An 18,612-nucleotide genomic window follows, 5' to 3' on the forward strand; every position below is an offset into this window, starting at 1 on the left:
ATCCTAGGCCATCTTGATGATGATATCGAATATATTGATGGCATTAAAAACAATAGGGCTTCAGCAAGCAAAACCGGAATATATTCCGCCGATACTGTTCTCGTGCCTCTTGAAGATGGCGACAGGGCAGAAATATTGAAAAAATCAGGTAAAAATACAATCACAATTGACTTGAATCCGCTTTCAAGAACATCAAAAATGTCAGACATATCCATCATGGACAATATTGTAAGAGCAATACCATACATGACAAAGATTGCTGAAGACTTGAAAACCCAAGATAAAAAGTTCTTAATTGAAATGGTCAATGAATTTGATAATGAAGAAAACCTTGAAGAATCATTACAGCAAATAAAATTAAAAGAGTGAATATAAATGCAAGTTATGGGAATTTCAGGATTACCTGGGTCTGGAAAAAGTTTAGTTTCTGAAATGGCAAGCGAAAGAGGAGCCATCATTGTTAGTATGGGAGACATAATTAGAGAGGAAGCTAAAAAAAGAGGGGAAAGCACTAAAGAAACTGCAACCAACTTGAGAAAAGAACATGGCGAATACATAGTTTCAGAATTAACAATTAAAAAAATCAAGCAACTTCAAGAACAAGGAAATGAAAACGCAATCATTGTCGAAGGCATCAGAAGCCATCATGAAGTAGAAATGTTCAAAGAAAACTTCGATAATTTCATAATCCTTTCAATTTTTGCAAATCCTACCCTGCGTTTTAAGAGACTGCAGAATAGAATGAGAGAAGACGATTCCAAAGATTACAGTGGATTTTTGAAAAGAGATCAAATGGAATTGGACTTCGGTATCGGCAATGTAATCGCACTTTCAGATAAAATCATTATCAATGAAAGCGATTTGGAAAGCTATCAGGAAAAAATAAATGAGTTTTTAGATGAAATCAATCTTTAATTACTTATCTTCAAGAATTGCATCCTCTATAATATAAACGCCACTGTCGAGATGCCATTCTTTTCTATCTTTTAATATTTTTAATCGTTTTTTGAAAATAGGTCCATCTATAGCTAATGTTTCAGCCTCTCCACCTTCAAAAGCAATATTAACATAATACTTTTCACTTAATCCAACCAGTTCATCAATAGCCTCATCATCAATGACACGGCCTAACCAGGACTCATCCAAGCCCCATGCGGCAACACCGGAAATAATAACCTTAAAACCAAGTGAAACAATTTCCCGCATATACTCCAATTCATCAACATGCCAGTAAGGTGAAATTATTTCAAGTCCAACCTCTTCACCTAATTTTTCAATTCTAGATTTCTGATAAACCGAATAAAGTGCTCCTGTATATATGACCTCTACGCCCAAACTTTTAAGATTTTCAAATTCCCTTTTCAAATCTCCAAGTTCCTCTTCCTTAACGCCTTCAGTCACTGCAGAAATTATCGGAATATCAAGCGCCTCTGCAAGCAAATCAGTTACATGAATATTCGGAACATGAAACATGTATGATTCATCATTGATGGATTTCATGGAAAGAAGATATTTGACATCTTCCTTCTCTTTTAAAGCATAATACAATGCCATTGTACTATCCTTTCCACCTGAAAATAAAATTGCAGCATTCATAGAATTACCGTTTGCGTTTAGTTTTCATGAATTTTCTAAGTCTTCTATAATAAACAACCACTGAATCAAAGTATATTCCCATTATGGCAACCACAACTCCAATTCCACCAGTAATCAATACGAAATTAGTGTCTGAAACCATAGATGCATTTGTAGAATCTAAACTGTCTTGAACTGGCCCTTCCATCTTACTTGCAACAATACCTCTATCAAGCAAAACTTTTTTAAAGTCATCCAAATGAGAAGCGTCAATGACCAATTTTGAATGTACTTGAGCATAGGATAATGAATCACCGTACACTAATTTATACCAATCTGAAAAAGATTTCAAAGCCTTTGAAGCAGAATAATTATCTGGAAGTTCAATAGTTATGACTCCTGAAGGATCTACAGTATAATTCTTATAATTGTCATCGATATTGCCAACTATCTCTTTGAAATAAGACTGTTCTGCATCGTTGAAACTCCACAGGGTTATCGAGATGCTGTTCACAGAATATGATTTGAAACCTTTGGTATTGGACAAGGCATTTTCCAATTCATTTAAATCATTAGAAGAAGATAAATCCAAGTATAAAGTCTCTTCATTATTAGGCATGCTCTTTTCAACAGTGTGCAAAACCGAAGGCACTTCCTTATAGATAGGCTCTAAGAAAAATGCACCTCCTATTGATCCGATTAAAAAAGCTACAAGAATAACCAAAAGGGCTTCCTTTCTTGGCATATATTTCCTAATCATACCAATTGAAAAGACAAATACCATCATGATAATAAATAATATGATATAAATAATTGTAGTTATAATATCCATAATTCACACGCTACTTAACTATTATACATAATATTTAAAAAAGGATATTATAAATAACTTTTGTAAAAAATATTTAATCTCAAGTTGATATTAACATATTTTCACCACCAACAGGCCATTCAACAGTGACTACATTTGAACCTTTTTTAAGACTGATTGCTGTAGATTCCAAATTCGATTTTGATGGAACCTCGATATGCTTATTTGAGCGGTCCTTAAGATGAATATCGCAATATAAATAATCGCTTTCAACATTGACTTCAAACGGATGGGAGGAATAGATGTTTACGATTTGTCTTGATCCCTGACCTTCACCGTAAACCGTTTTAATAGCTACGGCGATTTTGGACATGTCCGACTTGATTTTCAAAGAATCCGAAATATCCATTGAGGCACTGATGCTTTGATTTACCAAAGGCATAGTAAAAACAATCAGAATAATCAACGAAACTACAAAAATCAAAATATATTCCAGGGAAACCTGGCCGGAATTATCTTTAACCACTCAAACCACCAAAAAAATATTTTTTGTAACCAACATTATTATATCCCCGTAAACAACTGCAATCAGCAATCCCAAAAGGATTGAGGGAGTGAATGGAAATGAAATTTTAACGGAAATTTCATCTGAAATAAAGCCCTGGGCACTCATTATCTTTAACAGATACATTTCCCTTTCGGTGATGCCACCTGCACTTTGTGATTTAAAATAATAATGGAAATATGAATCCTTTCCATCATTTTTATAAATCTTCAGATTGCCCTCATCCTCATTAATCAAATCACATACGTATTCATTGTTAAAGTAATACTCATTTACAATTGCCCCTTCCTTTATGTCACTGACGGGGACCATCTTATTGAATGTTGATTCGACTATATAGTTTATGCTGCTGAAATTAAACATGTTGAAGAGGAAATCCTTATTGTCCTTAAAAACATTATTTTTGACAATCAAATAAATTAGAAAAATCATCAAAAAAGGAAATGACACCAAAATACTGTTCAAGACAACACTGAATGAAAAGGGATACACTGACAACTTCGGAAAAATATGTAAAAAATCAACATTAAGACCAAATGGTATAACTGAAGCGATGCCAGTGAATAATTTTACATCACCACCACCCCAAATATTCAATTGCCATATCATATATGTGATAGCATAGGTTATAACTGCGGAAATTATTGAAGCTAAAATGTATTTAATGTTAGATGAAAATATTGACAAAATTAAATTCGATATCACACCAAAAATCAGAAGACATAATGTTAACCAATTGGGAACAATTCCCTCCCTAACATCAAAAATTACGCTTATAATGCAAAATAATACAGTGATTAATATTTGAAACAAAAATACGAGACTAAAATTCATGATTATATTATAATACCTAATATAATATTAATTAGATAGAAAATAATCTCGTTAAAATGATTTTAAAATGTAAAATTCTATAAAAAAAGAAAAAATCTAATTTTTAGAAAACTCAAAAATAGCTTCTAAAAATGATTTAAATAATGGATGAGGCCTGTTAGGTCTTGACTTAAATTCCGGATGGAATTGACAACCTATAGCCCACGGATGATTTGGAAGTTCAACAATTTCAACTAAAAAGTCATCAGGACTTGTACCAGATATGATTAAGCCTTTATCCTGTAAATCTTGTCTGAAATCATTGTTGAATTCATATCTGTGTCTGTGACGTTCTTCAATATCAATTTCACCATATGCCTCATAGGTTTTGGTTCCTTCAACAATTTTACAGTCATATGAACCTAAACGCATTGTTCCGCCCATGTTTTTGATTTTCTTTTGTTCCTCCATCATGTCAATTACAGGGAATTCCAAATTGTCATCGAATTCGGAACTATTTGCATTAGGATAACCGTTTCTTCTTGCAAATTGAGTAACCATGGACTGCATTCCAAGACATATTCCAAATAAAGGAACATCGTTTTCAATCGCATAATCTATTGCATCCAATTTGCCTTCAAAACCACGTTCTCCAAATCCTCCAGGAATTAGGATACCGTCAAATCCCTTAAGGATTTTTTCATCCAATCTTTCAACATCAGAACTCAAATATTCGATATTGGCCTTTACTCCGACGCTTGCGGCTGCATGAAGTAATGATTCACGGATACTGATGTAGGAATCCTCCAATTCCACATATTTTCCAACAATACCTATGGTAACTTCAGGTTCTGCGGTTTTAATAGATTCAACAATCTTTTTCCATTCATCCAATTTTGATGAATCAGGTTCAACATCCAAACCAATTCTATTTACGATGAACTCACCGATGTTTTTATCTTCCAAAACCAAAGGCACTTCATAGATTGTACCTGCATCAGGAGTGTTCACTACCGCATTGACGTCCACATCACAGAAATGAGCTACTTTTCCAAGCAATGCATCATCAATGTGCTCCTGGGATCGGCATACAATAACATCAGGATTTATTCCGACACTTCTCAATTCTTTTGTGGAATGTTGAGTCGGTTTGGTTTTGAATTCTCCAGCTGCATTTAGGTAAGGGATAAATGTAACATGGACAAACATGACGTTTTCACGTCCTTCCTCATTTCTGAGTTGTCTTAAAGCTTCAAGGAAAGGTTGGCTTTCAATATCTCCGACAGTACCACCCAATTCGACTAAAACCACATCATAATCTGCACTTTCAGAGTTAAGTCTAATCATTTCTTTTATACGATTAGTGATATGTGGAATAACCTGAACACATTCGCCCAAGTATCCTCCTTCTCTTTCTTTTGCAATGACAGATTCATAGACTTTACCAGTAGTAATATTAGCCATTCCATCAAGTTCAACATCCAAAAATCTTTCGTAGTGACCAAGGTCAAGGTCTGTTTCCATTCCATCATGAGTTACGAATACTTCCCCATGTTGATATGGATTGAGTGTTCCAGAATCCCAGTTTAAATAAGGGTCTATTTTAATTGCTGAAACTTTTAAACCGTAAGATCTTAAAATCCTACCCATAGATGCTGAGGTAATGCCCTTACCTATGGAACTAACTACCCCACCAGTTATAATAATATACTTTGTCAGAAAAATCCTCTCCTTAATTAATTAATCAATTATAATTTTAGTAATTAATAATATAAAAATTTAAGTCAATATTGATATCATCGATTATTTTTCCAGTGATACAATTTATTTGAAATGGCCCTTCCGGTTTCATCAAACTGATATTGCCCATCATTTCCGTAACTGACGAAGTGACTTTCAGGTGTAAAATATCCGCATGAATCTCCAGGTCCATCACTGAACTGTCCCTTTCTGCAAACCATCCCGTAAGATGCGCCATAGGGACTTACACTCCAAAAAGTACAATTAAGACAAATTTCATCGCCATTATTCACCATTGAATCATAATCAGGCTCATTGAAATCATAATTATCAAAGCTGGAATTTCCGCCAAGCTCTGCACGGTCTTTACTAACTGATTGAGAACAGTTGTAACAGTAATATGAATCCATCAAATCCCCCAGCTCATCACCGCATGATGGACAACGGGGAATTATAACCTCATCATCATCAAACATTCCGCCACCACATTCCGGACACAGATAACCTCCAATTACATCAGACAATGAAGCACCACATTTAGGACATAATTTAACCATAGTATCATCACCTTATTAATGTTTTAATAAACTCCTTAATGTATTCTTCACAAAATTCCCAGGTATGCTCTCCGGGAGCCTCAACAAAATCAGCATTGATATCTCTTGACTTTAAAAACTCATAAAAATCAACATTTTTAGAATATAAAAAATCATCAACGCCGCAAGCCATGAAAATATCCGGAATGCTGCTGCAGTTTTCAATTAATGATTTGGGATCCATATCCGAACCTATTAATTCATCCAAATTGCCAAAAATTGATTCATAAAATGACCTTGAGCGAAGCACATTTGAATCTTCGGAATAATTGACAATATCATCTGTAATCAGTGCTGCAGAAATCATACCTATTTTTGAAAAGTTTTGGGAATATTTAACCCCGTTGCGGATAGCTCCATAGCCTCCCATGGAAAAACCTGCAATGAAAGTGTCTTCCCTTTTATCAGACAACGGAAAGATGTTTCGTGTGATGTCCAACAATTCCCTGCCGACATATTCTCCATAGAACCTATGTGACTTTTCATCATCAACGTAAAAGCTATTCTCTCCGCATGGAATGACAATGGCTATTCCGTTATCCTCTGCAAATTTCTGAATGGAAGTGTTTGCAAGGAATATGTCATCACTGCCATACAATCCATGAAGCAGATACAATGTTTTATAGGGCTGAGGCACTATTTCTTCGCTATCCTGCAAAAAATGAATATTGTCGCAAGGCAATATAACGCTGATTGATGTTCTTCTCTGCAAGCTTTTGCACTTGACATCTCCTCTAAACAGAACCATATAACATCTACTCTTCTAGTTTATCTAATCTTTCGTTGATTTTTTTGAATTCCTTAAATAGAACTTCCTGATTTTTCAAAATCAGATTCTGATTATCCAGAATCACTTTAAAATGTGCATCGTTTAAATTTACCATACCTGTTATCTTATTGAATATATCTTCATTTTCAATCATCATTACACCTTATGTCCATAAATCCGTGATGAAAAGCGGGCTGGCGTCATCCGCCTTTTCAAAGCCGCAACTTTCATAAAAGCCAATTTCTTCATCATAGCCAATAACGACTATTCTCAAATAATCATTGTAGATATCTTTTACTTCATCCACTAAATGTTTTCCTATTCCCATATCCTGATATTCGGGATTGACCAGCAAGTAATGAACATATGCAGTCATGATTCCGTCATCCATTGCACATATCATTCCAACCAGTTTCTCTCCGTCCCATGCGGAAATTACCGTTTCAAAGTTTTTCATTGCTATTTGAAGTTTTTCCGGAAAATGACCTGAAGACCATTCAACAGACAAAAACAAATCCTTTAAATCTTTCCTTTTGAATTCATGAATTTCCTTGTAAATTATTTCCACCATCAAACCACCCTGTAGTTTGTCCATTTGTTTGAAAAGTATCGGTAAACGTAAATTCCGGCACGCACATACCAATCTATAAACATTGCAATCCATGTTCCGAACACTCCAATTCCCATCCATCCAGCTATAACATATGAAAGAGCTATTCTGCAAGTGAACATTACTGCCAGACTGATATACATTACTGATTTTGAATCGCCAGCGCCTCTGAATGTTGCAGGCAGTGTAAATGATAACGGCCAAATGATTATTGCAAAAATTCCATGCCAAACCACCATTTCTGTTGTCATTTGAGCGGTTTGAGAGGATAAATTGTAAATGTTTAAAACCAAAGGCAATATCGCAAAAATTACCAGATTAATTAGAATATGTGAAACAAAAACAATTATCAAGCATTTTCTGTTATAATATCTTGCCTGGTCGTAATCGTTTGCCCCAACACAATTGGATATTATGGCAGTAAGGCCCAAATTAATTGCAAAACCTGGCAAAACTGAAAATATTCCAATAGAATATCCGACAGAATTTGCAGCTATTGCCATTGTTCCGAATGTTGAAACCAGACTTAAAACCAGTACACGGCCAAATTGAAACAGGCCGTTCTCTATTCCATAAGGAATTCCAACCATTAAAACTTTCTTAAGGATAACTGCATCAAATTTATGCCTTAAAGTCCTTTTGATGTGCAATTCATACTTTTCATCGACAACAAAGTATATTATTGCAACTGCAGCCAACATTCTTGAAATAACTGTTGGAATAGCTACGCCACGGACATCCCAACCCAAATAATAAATACAGAATGCATTTCCGGCAACGTTTAATACATCACAAACCAACATTATTTTCATAGGAAGCAATGCATCATTGGTTGTTCTAAAAATTGCTGCACCTGCATTATACAATGCAATAAATGGAATTGACAGGGCAACAATATACAGATAGACTTCAGCATTATGCCACACATCCGCTTCGATTTGACCGAAAAGCATTCCAATTAAAATCTGCCTTAAAATAACAACAAGAATCATTAATGCAAATGATAAAATAGTTGAAAACCAGACAAGCTGAGTGGATGCATTTTGAGCTTTTTTATATTGCTTGTCACCAAGATATTGTCCTGCAACAACAGCACCACCCGTTGCCAAGGCTGAAAAAGAAAAAATAAGTAGTTGCATTAAAAAATCAACTAAAGAAACTCCTGAAATTGCTGATTCACCCAATGAAGCCACCATTATAGAATCTGCCAGACCTACAAAAAATTCCAAAGCATATTCTACCAAAAGTGGAATAAACAGGTAGAACAATGCCTTATTAGAATATAAATATCCTTCAGGAGTTTTAAATACATTCATAACTTATCGTATGAAATTAAAAGCGACTTTTGGTTCTTCTTCTGGAGTCAAACCTTCTTTTTTACCCGCTTCAATACACTTTAAGAAAAATGCCATGTTTCTTCCGAGCTGTCTCATAGTAGCAAGACCTTCCAAGTCCTGTTTAACCTCTTCGGGAGTGTTTCCATGAACCATATTCCAATAGAATGAGGAAATAATAGGCATTTGTGAAATTCCCAAATACTTATTCAGCTGATCATAGGTTGCGGTTGTTCCACCCCTTCTTGCAGAACATATTACAGAAGCAGGCTTGTGTTTGAACGCTTCAAGGCCAGTACCCTGTGAATTTGAGAAGAATGCTCTGTCCAAAAAGGAGGTTATTGCTCCGGTTGCTCCCGCATAATATACAGGTGATCCGAATATGAATCCGTCGGCCTCTTCTGCCTTTTTGGTGAATTCATTTACAACATCATTATCAAAGGTACATTTGCCTTTGTCAGCACATTTCATGCATGCGATACATCCAATAATAGGTTTTGTACCAATCCAAAATATTTCAGTTTCAATTCCTGCTTCGTTTAAAGTTTCTTCAACATATGTAAGTGCAGTATATGTACAGCCGTTTTTATTCGGGCTTCCGTTTACTAAAATAACTTTCATTTAATAGTCTCCATCAATCAATCTTTGAACAAGGAAATGACCTTCCCTAAATTCAAGTGAACCTTTTTTAACGCCCTCTTCATCAAATGATTCGCATTCATCTCCGTCACGCTGTGAATCAAAGATTACTATAGGGACGTTATCTCGAGTGTGAGTTCCAACACTGATTGGGGTTGGATGGTCGGGCAAAATTGCTCCCCTGTAAGGCTGGCCTTCCAAACTTTCAATAATCGGTCCGACAATAAATTCATCGATTCTTTCAATTGCCTTGACTTTTTCAGCAGTATTTTGAGCATGTCCCGCTTCATCAGGAGCTTCAATGTGAATCAACAATAAATCTGTTTCCTTTAAAGCTTCAATACCATATTTTCCCTTAGCTTCATAATCAGTATCGAAGTATCCAGTAGCTCCAGGAACGTCAATAATATTCATGCCTGCAAAGTTTCCGATACCTTTGAGCAAGTCCACACCTGTGATTACTGAAGCGGTAATTCCATAAGTCTGTTCGAAATTAGGCAGGCTTGGAGTTACGCCCTGTCCCCATAACCATACCATATTTGCAGGGATTTCCCTTTTCTGGTTAATCTCATGGTTTTCAAGGTATTGCCTTGCTTCAAACATTATGCTTTGGATTTCCTGAGCAAGTTCACAATCGCCAAACAGATTATCAGCCAATTTTTCACCGGAAATATCATGAGGAGGCATTGTTTTAATGCCGGATAAAATTTCAGCATCATCGACGCTGTCACAGGAATATATAAATAAATGCCTGTAGCTTACGCCAGTGTAGAACTTACCTTTAAAATCAGGATATTTTTCAGTGAAATAATCGTTTAAACCTTTCATCAATACATCCGCTTCCTCAGTGGTGATGTGGCCCGCATTGAAATCATCCATGGAGTCACTTTCGCTGTATATGGTATTGCATCTGAATATCACATCTTCAGGTTTTGTTGGAATACCTTCACTGCCAGCTTCCAACGGTCCACGGCCAGTATAATAATCGGCAGGATTAAATCCGAAAATACTCATATTGGCAACGTCAGACCCAGGAGTATACTGCTCGGGAACATTATTTGTAAAACCGCCAAACCCTTTTTTAGCTAATTTATCTATATTAGGAGTATTGGCCACCATCAAAGGAGTTTTTCCATCTAATTCATCTACAGGATAATCGCTTGACCCGTCAGGGATAAAAATTACATATTTCATATTATCATCAAAAAAAAGTAAAAAATATTTAATTAGTTTTTATTTTTCAAAATACTAATTAAATCAGTCAACATCGCAGAAGCAGTTTCGAGTGAACCTGCTCCAAGTCCAATTACAGACACTTCATCAGCCAAATCTGTTTTGATTGTAGCCATGTTTAAAGTTCCACTTACATCGTAAGAACTTCCCCTTTTAACTAAACGAGGAGATACCTGTAAGTTGTCGTGAGACACTTCAGCTATTAACTTGATTAGATAATCATCCTTTTTAGCAAGCTCGATAGCCTGTGAATTGATATTTGAAATTCCTACAACTTTAACATCACTGTATGTTGCATCAATTCCCAAAAGAGAATTTGCAAGAATTACTGTTTTACAGGCAGCATCAATACCTTCCACATCCTGTGTAGGATCGGTTTCTGCAATACCCAATTCCTGTGATTCCTTCAATATGACTTCATAATCTGAACCTTCAGAAGTCATTCTTGATAAGATATAATTTGTGGTACCATTTAGAATACCCTTAACTGATTCAATACTGCAGGATGCAAGTGTGTCTTTTGCGAAATTAATGATAGGCATGGACCCGCCGACGCTTGCTTCATACATAAATTCAACGCCTGCTTTTTCAGCGGCTTCAACGACTTCTCTGAATTTAAGAGCTAAATGTCCCTTATTTGAAGTCACTACATCTTTTCCCTGTTCGAAGGCTTTGAAAGTTAATGAAAGTGCAGGTTCTGCATCAACAATATTTGTAGGAGTTGCTTCAATAAGACAATCATATTCAACAGCATCTAAAACATCCACACCACACTTTTCAGACCCGAACTCAGGATATGCAGATAATTTTCCTTCTTCTTTTTTAGTTTTAACAAGTAACTCTTCATCCAATCCATCTTGTGAAATTGCAGATGAAGATGAGTCAGCTGCAGCAACAACTTTTACACTGACTCCTGTTTTATCTTTAATTAAATCTTTTTTCATGGAAAGTGCATTGGCAACACCTTGGCCTACTGAACCAAATCCCATAATAATGACTTTACATTCATCCATAATAATCACTTAAACTTCATTAATCACTAGTAAATTTTTTTCTTCGGCAATTTCATCAATTTTATCAAATATTAACTGTTTGTTACCTACATCAGCTTCTATGTTAATCAGTGCTGTGGATTTTTCTTCCCCATCCAGCTTAATGTCAAATCCTACTATGTCAACACTTTCAAGTTCGTTGATTCTATCCATTGTATCCCTTAAATCCTGATCAACAATGTGGCCAAAGAGAATGGTGGTGATTTTTTCCTTTTTAATAACCCCATCCATTTCAATAATGGTAAATCCTAACTCTTCAAATCTATTTACTACCTTTTTAAGGCTTTCCTGTTCACCTTCCAATGTTAACTGAACCGGAACTTTACCATTCTCACTTTTATAGTCCCTTTTATGAATAATAGTTATTAAATTAGCACCAAGCATACTAATTGGTTCCAATATTTTAATTAACTGTCCAGGAACATCTAAAAGCTCTAGAACTAAATTTATTCTCATAAAAATCACTCTTAATTAGTCCAATCTGCTCTTTTCACTACAAGATTTCCTTCTTTATCAATCCTTGCATTTCTCAATATTTTTTCAGGATTTTTTTCATGAGATTCATCTTTGCGTGTTAAATTTAAATTATCTGTGATATACCATGTTTCATCGGAATCAGGAATATCCTCTAAGATTTTTGAGAATTTTTCTATAATATCTTCAGCATCTTTTTCGATTGTCATAAATATAAACTCCTAATAATTAATAATATATTTATTATGTTTTTTGATATTAATAAAGTTAAAGATTTTAAAAAGGAATATGGTAAAAAAAGAATTAATTTTTTAGAAAAAAGTGAAAAAATTATTCCAGATATTTTGAAATATCAGTATCTTTTGTAATCTTCTTGCGCAATATCTTGTCAATGCCTGTTCCATATTGGGCTGCCTTTTTAGGCCTGTAAGCTATCTCATAATCAAGGCCCTCTTCAAAAGCCAATTTTCTTAAAATGCTCTTTCTCATATCATCATGCATTGAAACGATTTTTTTATTGTCAGGAATATTTAAAACCAATTCAACAAGTTTCTTATCCAAAAACGGCAATCTCAACTCTACAGAATTAAGCATTGAACATGCATCATCACGCTCAAGGTTGACATGATACATCTTTGACATGTCCACCCTCAAATCATAATTCAATGTTCCGTCAATGAAGCTTTGAACATATCTTTTATATCCTCCAAAGAGCTCATCTGCACCCTGGCCTGAAATAGCTACCTTCAATCCGTCACGAGCAACCATTTTAGTTGCAAAGTAAGTTGTAAGACCAACACCAACCTTCATCAGATTATCATCACCGATTGCCTTGACCACGCTTGGCAAAGCCTCACGCACTGCATCTTCTGTAACTTCAAATATTTCCAAATCCAAGTTTAGGAATTTTGATGCATATATTGCAGCTTCCACATCTTTTGAACCTTCGACACCCACAGCATACAACTTGATTTTTAGGGGAATGTTTTCAGATATTTCCTTTAAAAGCAATGCAAGATATGAGCTGTCAAGACCTCCGGAAAATATCACACCTATCTCAGACAATCTTTCAATCCTTTTAACAACACTCAACCTTAAAATCTTGTCTATTTTAGCAACGTCCCCTTCAAAAACCTTTTCATAAACCGGCTGTGCCGGAGATATGTCCTGCCAGTTATAAAGTATGTGTTCCGGTTTCAGGGTGAGAATGTCAGTAAACCCCGCTTCCTTTAAGGATTGCTTTGTTGATGCAAATCCTTTTATTTCATCATTTTGGGAATAGAATAATGGTTTTACACCCAAAGGATCTCTTGCGATTGCAAGGTTTTGTGAGTCCCAGACTGCAAAGGCATAATCTCCGTCAATCAGTTTGATTGCGGATTGAACCGCCTTGAGAAAATCAAGCTTTTCAGCATAAAAATCAATTAGATAAAGCAGAGCATCGGCATCTGATGTGATTTCTGCATCCACCCCTACCTTTGACAGGAAGTTTTTGAGGGTATTGAAATTATAAAGCTCCCCATTGAAAACCAAAACAAGATTCTCATTTGAAACCGGTTGAGGCTTTGACATTCTGGTATCAGAATCATAAATGGACAGCAAATTATGTCCAAAAGCTATTTGACAGGTGCCATCATAATCAAATTCATCCAGATTAATGTTTTCATAAATTTTATCCAAATAAACTCCTGATGAATCAGGCCCTCTGTTTTTAGAGACCTTTAACATTTTTACAATATCTTCCGCATTAACGTTGCCCTGCAAACCCACTATTGAACACATATTATCAAATTTCTCCTAAAGATTATATCTAAATTTAACGGTTAATAAAACTAGTGATTCATCGGATTGAATCCGAATACCTTTCCGGCCAATTTGAATGCCAACGGATTTACAATCATGTTTACAATAAAGTAAGCTACAATCCATCTGAGAGGCCACATATAGAACTGCACATCCACAGGCAATTGTCCACTAGAAACTCCGAATATCAAAGGCATTATAAAGCTCATAATCAGGCTTATGAAAAATGCCAACGGGTTCCACAAACCTGTTTTCATTCCCAATTTAAAGCCAAACACTTTATAGGCCAACTTAAGAGATAAAGGATTAACAATAAAATTAACAATAAAGTAAGCAACAACCCAACGAAGAGGCCACATTAAAAAGCATATATCCAAAGGCATTCCTCTAGGTGTTGCAAAAATCAACGGCATTACTATACTCATCATAAGACTTATGAAAAAAGCTATTGGATTCCACAGTTTCATTTTTAAACTCCCTTTTAATATATCCTATTTTTTACATTATATATCTTTTGTAATATCAAAAGGGAATGGAAATTAAAAAAAAAAGAAGTGACAGATGGGAAACTAATCGTTTGCCCATCTTTTCAATTTAGGGAATACGTCGTTCATCATTGCTGAAGCTTCAGCCTTATCAATTTCCGGGTGAACTTCAACCATCTTATCTATGCAGAAATTCATCATCTCTTCCATTGACATGTCTGAAGTGAATTCCCCATCCTTAAAGCAGTATATGCAATAGTCTTCATTTTTTGTGCCGTCTGCATTGGTTCCGAAAAGTTCATCGGTTAACGGCATTGCACAAGATTGACAGAATTTTTGATTTTCAAAATCATTCAATATAATCACATCCCATTAATTGTTATTACTTTAATGCCTATTAAAACATTGGAAAGACCATTTGATGAGTAATGTTAAAGTGAAACATCACATCTTGTAAAGTAAATATATGAAACTGCAATCCCAATTACGAAAGTAACTAAAATAATACCATAAGAGACAGACATGCTTGCACCATACTCCGCTATTTTCCCTGATGCAATCAGATATGGAGATATCCAAGGAACAAATGGTGCCCAGTTTTGACCATAAACCATCAAGTTCACCAACGCCAAGCCAGCACCTCCAATCATCGCCGGAACCATATTTGTAATGAATAATGATACAAACACGAATGGAGAAAATGTCAAAAACAGCAGTGCATTTGCATATAGAAGCTGTGCAATGTTATCTATAAATAACTTTAAGCTGAATCCGTCAAGACCCGCAATAAGACCAAATGCTAATGTTGATATGCTTGTAACCACAGTTAAAATTACTATCCATACTAAAAACATCATGTATTTGCTTGCTAGGAATTTTCCCCTTGAAATTGGGATTGTCAACATTGTCTTTAGAGTATGTTCATTGTATTCCCTTCCAAAAAGGTAGGATATGATTATTGCAAAGATTAAAACTGAAAACATCGCTGTCATGTACATATTCACATTAGTGAATAAGGCTTCAAAAGTCCCACCCTCATCAAAGGCAGTAACTGCTATAAACATTAGCAATGGAGGGAGAATAGCTCCCATCAAACTTAACAAAAATATTTTTGACCGTTTAAGCTTTAAAAATTCTATTTCAATAAAAGTCAACATTCAAATCACCTAATTATTTGAAACAAAACGTGTGAAAAACTCCTCCAGATTTTCTTCACATAGATTTACCTTTTTAACACCAATTCCTGATTTTACAAATAATTCATTGAATTTATCCCTCATCTCGAGATGAGTATACAGACGAATCACAGACCCATCAACTGCAAAATCATCATTTTCCTTAAGCTCCAATTTTTTAAATATATTTAGAGCCAGTTCAATATCCGATACTTCAAATTCAACAAATTTCTTCAACCTATTGTATAATTCTTCTTTTGAAACTTCATCAATAAGAACCCCATTATCCATAAATCCTATGACATCTGCAATATTTTCCATTTCGCTTAGAATGTGAGATGAAATCAGAATTGTTATTCCGAATTCATGGGATAATCTCTTAAGTAATTTTCTTATCTCTTTGATTCCGAAAGGATCAAGACCATTAATAGGTTCATCCAAAATCAGCAGTTCGGGACTGTGCATAATGGCTGCAGCTATTCCCAGACGCTGCTTCATACCTAATGAAAAATCCTTGAATTTTTTTGATTTGTCCTTATCCAAATTAACCAGTTCAAGAACTGAATTTATATTATGGGAGTTGAAATCCCCCCTTATTTTTGCAATGACTTTTAAGTTTTCATATGCTGTTAGATTTTCGTAAAATCCAGGAGTTTCAATTATTGAACCTATTTTTGGATAAATTTCTTTTGAATATCTTTTTGGATTTTTTCCAAATAGAAGTATCTCCCCGCTGCTTGGATATGTTAAATTTAAAAGCATGCACATTGTTGTGGTTTTTCCAGCTCCATTTTTACCCAAAAGCCCATATATTTTTCCTTTTTCAACATGCATATTTACAGAATTTACTGCATTACTTTTGGAATATATTTTTGACAACTGATTTGTTTCGATAACGTAGTCTACCATATTAAAAACCCCCCTAAATTAACTAAAAAATAAAAAATAGAATGTGTAAGACATTCCAACTATTTAATTGCTTCTCTATATACTGATCCACATACTCTATTGAAAAACAGACCCATATAGGAGTCTATGAACAATCCTTCGATTATTGCAATGAAAATGGATATGGCAAACGCCTGATTTGAAACTGCCATACTAAAAGCCATGGTAATGAATCCTATAAAAAAGCTTACGGCAACCATGATAATCATGTATACGATAAGTGTAAATATGATTATTCCAATGTATTTGCCCCATCCAAGATTTGCAATATATCCAGTTATTTCTCGAATGTCAAACGCTTTTTTAAGGCTATCATAAGCAACCATATTGTTCAATGCCATAATCAGGAAGAAAAATGCAATTACAAATAACAGACCTGAAATGACTGCCATCAATATAAATGCTGATGAATTATTCAGTATCACTCCACATACAAAAATGACAGCAGGGATGAGGTTATATGCCAATATTACAATGAAATATTTTATTCCACGAATAAGCATTCCCAGGATATCGCTGAATGCTGGAAGATCTGCTTTTTTGTCTATTGAATACTTTACGATATCGTATTGATATCCGAATATGAATAATGATACGATAAAGCTAATGACCATAAGTCCCGCTAAAATATACATATCTCCAGCAGGCAACTGTGAAATGGGCATGTGTGTTAATGTAGTATTAGCATTTTCAACAGCATGTACGGACAATCTAAAAATGTCCAATGACTTAAATCCAATGTATGTTGACAATGCACTCATTAATGCAAACAGCACACCAAATCCCAAAATTTTTTTGATGTCGCTGAAAGGATATTTCAATCCTTCAACGACACAATCTGTTATACTTGCCACATTAATACCTCTAGATTTGCATTGTGTATAACAATCCAATGGATCTTGAATTGAATATTCCTAAGTAAGGTCCGACAACAACTATTGAAATCAACCAATTAACCAACATGCCTAAAAGGAATATTCCGCCAGCAGCCTCAGCACTGAACAAGAATCCTGAAAATCCAAATACTGTGAATACCAATCCAATAATAAAAGATATGACTAATGCAATTACAACTGTTATGATAATCAATCCCAAATAAGTTATGATGCATTCAAACCAGCCGACTTCATCAATGACTCCTTTTATTTCATGTAAATCAAATGCTTTTGAGAATGCACCGTCGTTGTATGCCATATGGCACAATCCCATTTGAGCCATCAAATATGCAATTACACCAACAACCAATGTAATTAAACATCCGATAATCATTATTGCAATTCCAGCCATTCCATTTAAATAGGATGCAAGGGCTGCAAAGATTATGAATAAAATCACAGGCACAATCAGATATGCAATCTGGACAATCACAACTTTAACACCGCTAACAAACATGTCTACTAAATCATTGAACTCAGGCAATGGATCCCTTCCATTGATAACCCCATGTACTGCATTACTAATAACTCTATAATTATATCCTGCAACTAAGAAAATTGGCAGCAATAAGAAACTGAATAAACAGATTACACCTAATAATACCAATGTTTTCCAGTCTTTAGCTGAATACTCTAGCGCATCTTTATAAATGTCTAAAATCATTTTATCACCTAATAATAGTCATCATCGAAGATGAATATCTCTTCCATGATGAAATATTTTTCTCGATCACCTTTGAACATTATTTTATTAAAAACCTGGGTAATTTCATAAGCTAAAAATAAAGATGGATTATACCTGCCGTTTTCCAGTGCATTAATGGTTTGCCGGGTTACTCCAACTTTATCGCCCAGTTCTTTTTGGCTCATTTTGAGCTCTTGTCTTAAATATTTAATCATGGTTCGCATTGTAATTCACAACTTAAGTTATTTTTACAAAAAGTATTTAAGTACTTAAGCAATTATGTTAAAATATAATTACTTATGTTAATGTTAAATTACATAGTATATAAACTTTACTATTTTTTATAAAACATCAAATATCTATTTAAAAT

25 protein-coding genes are annotated in these 18,612 nt (G+C 34.7%); 2 read left to right on the forward strand and 23 right to left on the reverse strand.

What is annotated here, in order from left to right:
* Together UIB65_RS07050 and UIB65_RS07055 are read left to right on the forward strand one after the other, a co-directional pair.
* The coding region (locus tag UIB65_RS07050; protein ID WP_330040540.1) for a phosphopantothenate/pantothenate synthetase family protein at nucleotides 1–369 on the forward strand (369 nt) is incomplete at its 5' end.
* A 6-nt stretch (nucleotides 370–375) separates the two neighbouring features.
* A complete protein-coding gene (locus UIB65_RS07055; RefSeq protein ID WP_330040541.1) occupies nucleotides 376–915 on the forward strand; it encodes a nucleoside monophosphate kinase in 540 nt (179 codons plus the stop codon).
* Here the strand turns inward: UIB65_RS07055 and UIB65_RS07060 are convergent, their stop codons facing one another.
* The 23 genes from UIB65_RS07060 to UIB65_RS07170 form a co-directional block, all read right to left on the reverse strand.
* Complete coding sequence (locus UIB65_RS07060) at nucleotides 916–1,596, reverse strand: TIGR00289 family protein (RefSeq protein WP_330040542.1); 681 nt, start codon at nucleotides 1,594–1,596, stop codon at nucleotides 916–918. It lies immediately after the preceding gene.
* Nucleotides 1,597–1,600: 4 nt separating this feature from the next.
* On the reverse strand, nucleotides 1,601–2,362 hold the full coding sequence (locus UIB65_RS07065) for a hypothetical protein (RefSeq protein WP_330040543.1): 762 nt from the start codon (nucleotides 2,360–2,362) through the stop codon (nucleotides 1,601–1,603).
* 124 nt (nucleotides 2,363–2,486) lie between these two features.
* Nucleotides 2,487–2,912, reverse strand: coding sequence for a class III signal peptide-containing protein (locus tag UIB65_RS07070; RefSeq protein ID WP_330040545.1), 426 nt, complete (start codon nucleotides 2,910–2,912; stop codon nucleotides 2,487–2,489).
* Entirely contained in the window at nucleotides 2,913–3,785 is an 873-nt protein-coding gene (locus UIB65_RS07075) for an A24 family peptidase (protein WP_330040546.1), read from the reverse strand.
* Between the two features lie 96 nt (nucleotides 3,786–3,881).
* The gene (locus tag UIB65_RS07080) at nucleotides 3,882–5,501 is read right to left on the reverse strand and encodes a CTP synthase (protein ID WP_330040567.1); all 1,620 of its coding nucleotides are present in this window, start codon (nucleotides 5,499–5,501) and stop codon (nucleotides 3,882–3,884) included.
* Nucleotides 5,502–5,560: 59 nt separating this feature from the next.
* Nucleotides 5,561–6,061: a zinc-ribbon domain-containing protein gene (locus tag UIB65_RS07085; RefSeq protein WP_330040548.1), complete on the reverse strand. Its 501-nt coding sequence runs from the start codon at nucleotides 6,059–6,061 to the stop codon at nucleotides 5,561–5,563.
* A gap of 7 nt (nucleotides 6,062–6,068) precedes the next feature.
* Nucleotides 6,069–6,848 carry an alpha/beta hydrolase-fold protein gene (locus tag UIB65_RS07090; RefSeq protein WP_330040549.1) on the reverse strand — a complete coding sequence of 260 codons (780 nt, stop codon included), beginning with the start codon at nucleotides 6,846–6,848 and terminating at the stop codon, nucleotides 6,069–6,071.
* 7 nt (nucleotides 6,849–6,855) lie between these two features.
* A complete protein-coding gene (locus UIB65_RS07095) occupies nucleotides 6,856–7,023 on the reverse strand; it encodes a hypothetical protein (RefSeq protein WP_330040550.1) in 168 nt (55 codons plus the stop codon).
* A gap of 9 nt (nucleotides 7,024–7,032) precedes the next feature.
* Entirely contained in the window at nucleotides 7,033–7,440 is a 408-nt protein-coding gene (locus UIB65_RS07100) for a GNAT family N-acetyltransferase (RefSeq protein ID WP_330040551.1), read from the reverse strand.
* Nucleotides 7,440–8,795 carry an MATE family efflux transporter gene (locus UIB65_RS07105; RefSeq protein ID WP_330040552.1) on the reverse strand — a complete coding sequence of 452 codons (1,356 nt, stop codon included), beginning with the start codon at nucleotides 8,793–8,795 and terminating at the stop codon, nucleotides 7,440–7,442. The genes UIB65_RS07100 and UIB65_RS07105 overlap by 1 nt, the downstream gene beginning before the upstream one ends.
* A gap of 3 nt (nucleotides 8,796–8,798) precedes the next feature.
* Nucleotides 8,799–9,434 (reverse strand): flavodoxin family protein, encoded by a 636-nt coding sequence (locus UIB65_RS07110; protein WP_330040553.1) that lies wholly within the window; start codon nucleotides 9,432–9,434, stop codon nucleotides 8,799–8,801.
* On the reverse strand, nucleotides 9,435–10,646 hold the full coding sequence (locus UIB65_RS07115; protein WP_330040554.1) for a cofactor-independent phosphoglycerate mutase: 1,212 nt from the start codon (nucleotides 10,644–10,646) through the stop codon (nucleotides 9,435–9,437).
* Nucleotides 10,647–10,678: 32 nt separating this feature from the next.
* A complete protein-coding gene (locus UIB65_RS07120; protein ID WP_330040555.1) occupies nucleotides 10,679–11,698 on the reverse strand; it encodes a homoserine dehydrogenase in 1,020 nt (339 codons plus the stop codon).
* Between the two features lie 9 nt (nucleotides 11,699–11,707).
* Nucleotides 11,708–12,193: an amino acid-binding protein gene (locus tag UIB65_RS07125; protein WP_330040556.1), complete on the reverse strand. Its 486-nt coding sequence runs from the start codon at nucleotides 12,191–12,193 to the stop codon at nucleotides 11,708–11,710.
* A gap of 11 nt (nucleotides 12,194–12,204) precedes the next feature.
* The gene (gatC, locus tag UIB65_RS07130; RefSeq protein ID WP_292606527.1) at nucleotides 12,205–12,420 is read right to left on the reverse strand and encodes an Asp-tRNA(Asn) amidotransferase subunit GatC; all 216 of its coding nucleotides are present in this window, start codon (nucleotides 12,418–12,420) and stop codon (nucleotides 12,205–12,207) included.
* Between the two features lie 121 nt (nucleotides 12,421–12,541).
* Nucleotides 12,542–13,993: an asparagine synthase-related protein gene (locus UIB65_RS07135; RefSeq protein ID WP_330040558.1), complete on the reverse strand. Its 1,452-nt coding sequence runs from the start codon at nucleotides 13,991–13,993 to the stop codon at nucleotides 12,542–12,544.
* A 50-nt stretch (nucleotides 13,994–14,043) separates the two neighbouring features.
* Nucleotides 14,044–14,481, reverse strand: a complete 438-nt coding sequence (locus tag UIB65_RS07140) for a hypothetical protein (protein WP_330040559.1) — start codon at nucleotides 14,479–14,481, stop codon at nucleotides 14,044–14,046.
* 102 nt (nucleotides 14,482–14,583) lie between these two features.
* Nucleotides 14,584–14,865: a zinc ribbon domain-containing protein gene (locus UIB65_RS07145; RefSeq protein WP_330040560.1), complete on the reverse strand. Its 282-nt coding sequence runs from the start codon at nucleotides 14,863–14,865 to the stop codon at nucleotides 14,584–14,586.
* Nucleotides 14,866–14,930: 65 nt separating this feature from the next.
* A complete protein-coding gene (locus tag UIB65_RS07150; protein ID WP_330040562.1) occupies nucleotides 14,931–15,656 on the reverse strand; it encodes an ABC transporter permease in 726 nt (241 codons plus the stop codon).
* A gap of 9 nt (nucleotides 15,657–15,665) precedes the next feature.
* Nucleotides 15,666–16,583 (reverse strand): ATP-binding cassette domain-containing protein, encoded by a 918-nt coding sequence (locus UIB65_RS07155; RefSeq protein WP_330040563.1) that lies wholly within the window; start codon nucleotides 16,581–16,583, stop codon nucleotides 15,666–15,668.
* A 59-nt stretch (nucleotides 16,584–16,642) separates the two neighbouring features.
* The gene (locus tag UIB65_RS07160; RefSeq protein ID WP_330040565.1) at nucleotides 16,643–17,476 is read right to left on the reverse strand and encodes a DUF4013 domain-containing protein; all 834 of its coding nucleotides are present in this window, start codon (nucleotides 17,474–17,476) and stop codon (nucleotides 16,643–16,645) included.
* 10 nt (nucleotides 17,477–17,486) lie between these two features.
* Nucleotides 17,487–18,221, reverse strand: a complete 735-nt coding sequence (locus UIB65_RS07165; protein WP_330040566.1) for a DUF4013 domain-containing protein — start codon at nucleotides 18,219–18,221, stop codon at nucleotides 17,487–17,489.
* 8 nt (nucleotides 18,222–18,229) lie between these two features.
* Nucleotides 18,230–18,466 carry a helix-turn-helix transcriptional regulator gene (locus tag UIB65_RS07170; RefSeq protein ID WP_292606539.1) on the reverse strand — a complete coding sequence of 79 codons (237 nt, stop codon included), beginning with the start codon at nucleotides 18,464–18,466 and terminating at the stop codon, nucleotides 18,230–18,232.
* Nucleotides 18,467–18,612: the final 146 nt, after the last annotated feature.

It is taken from the genome of Methanobrevibacter sp. (assembly GCF_036307625.1).
GTDB lineage: Archaea > Methanobacteriota > Methanobacteria > Methanobacteriales > Methanobacteriaceae > Methanocatella.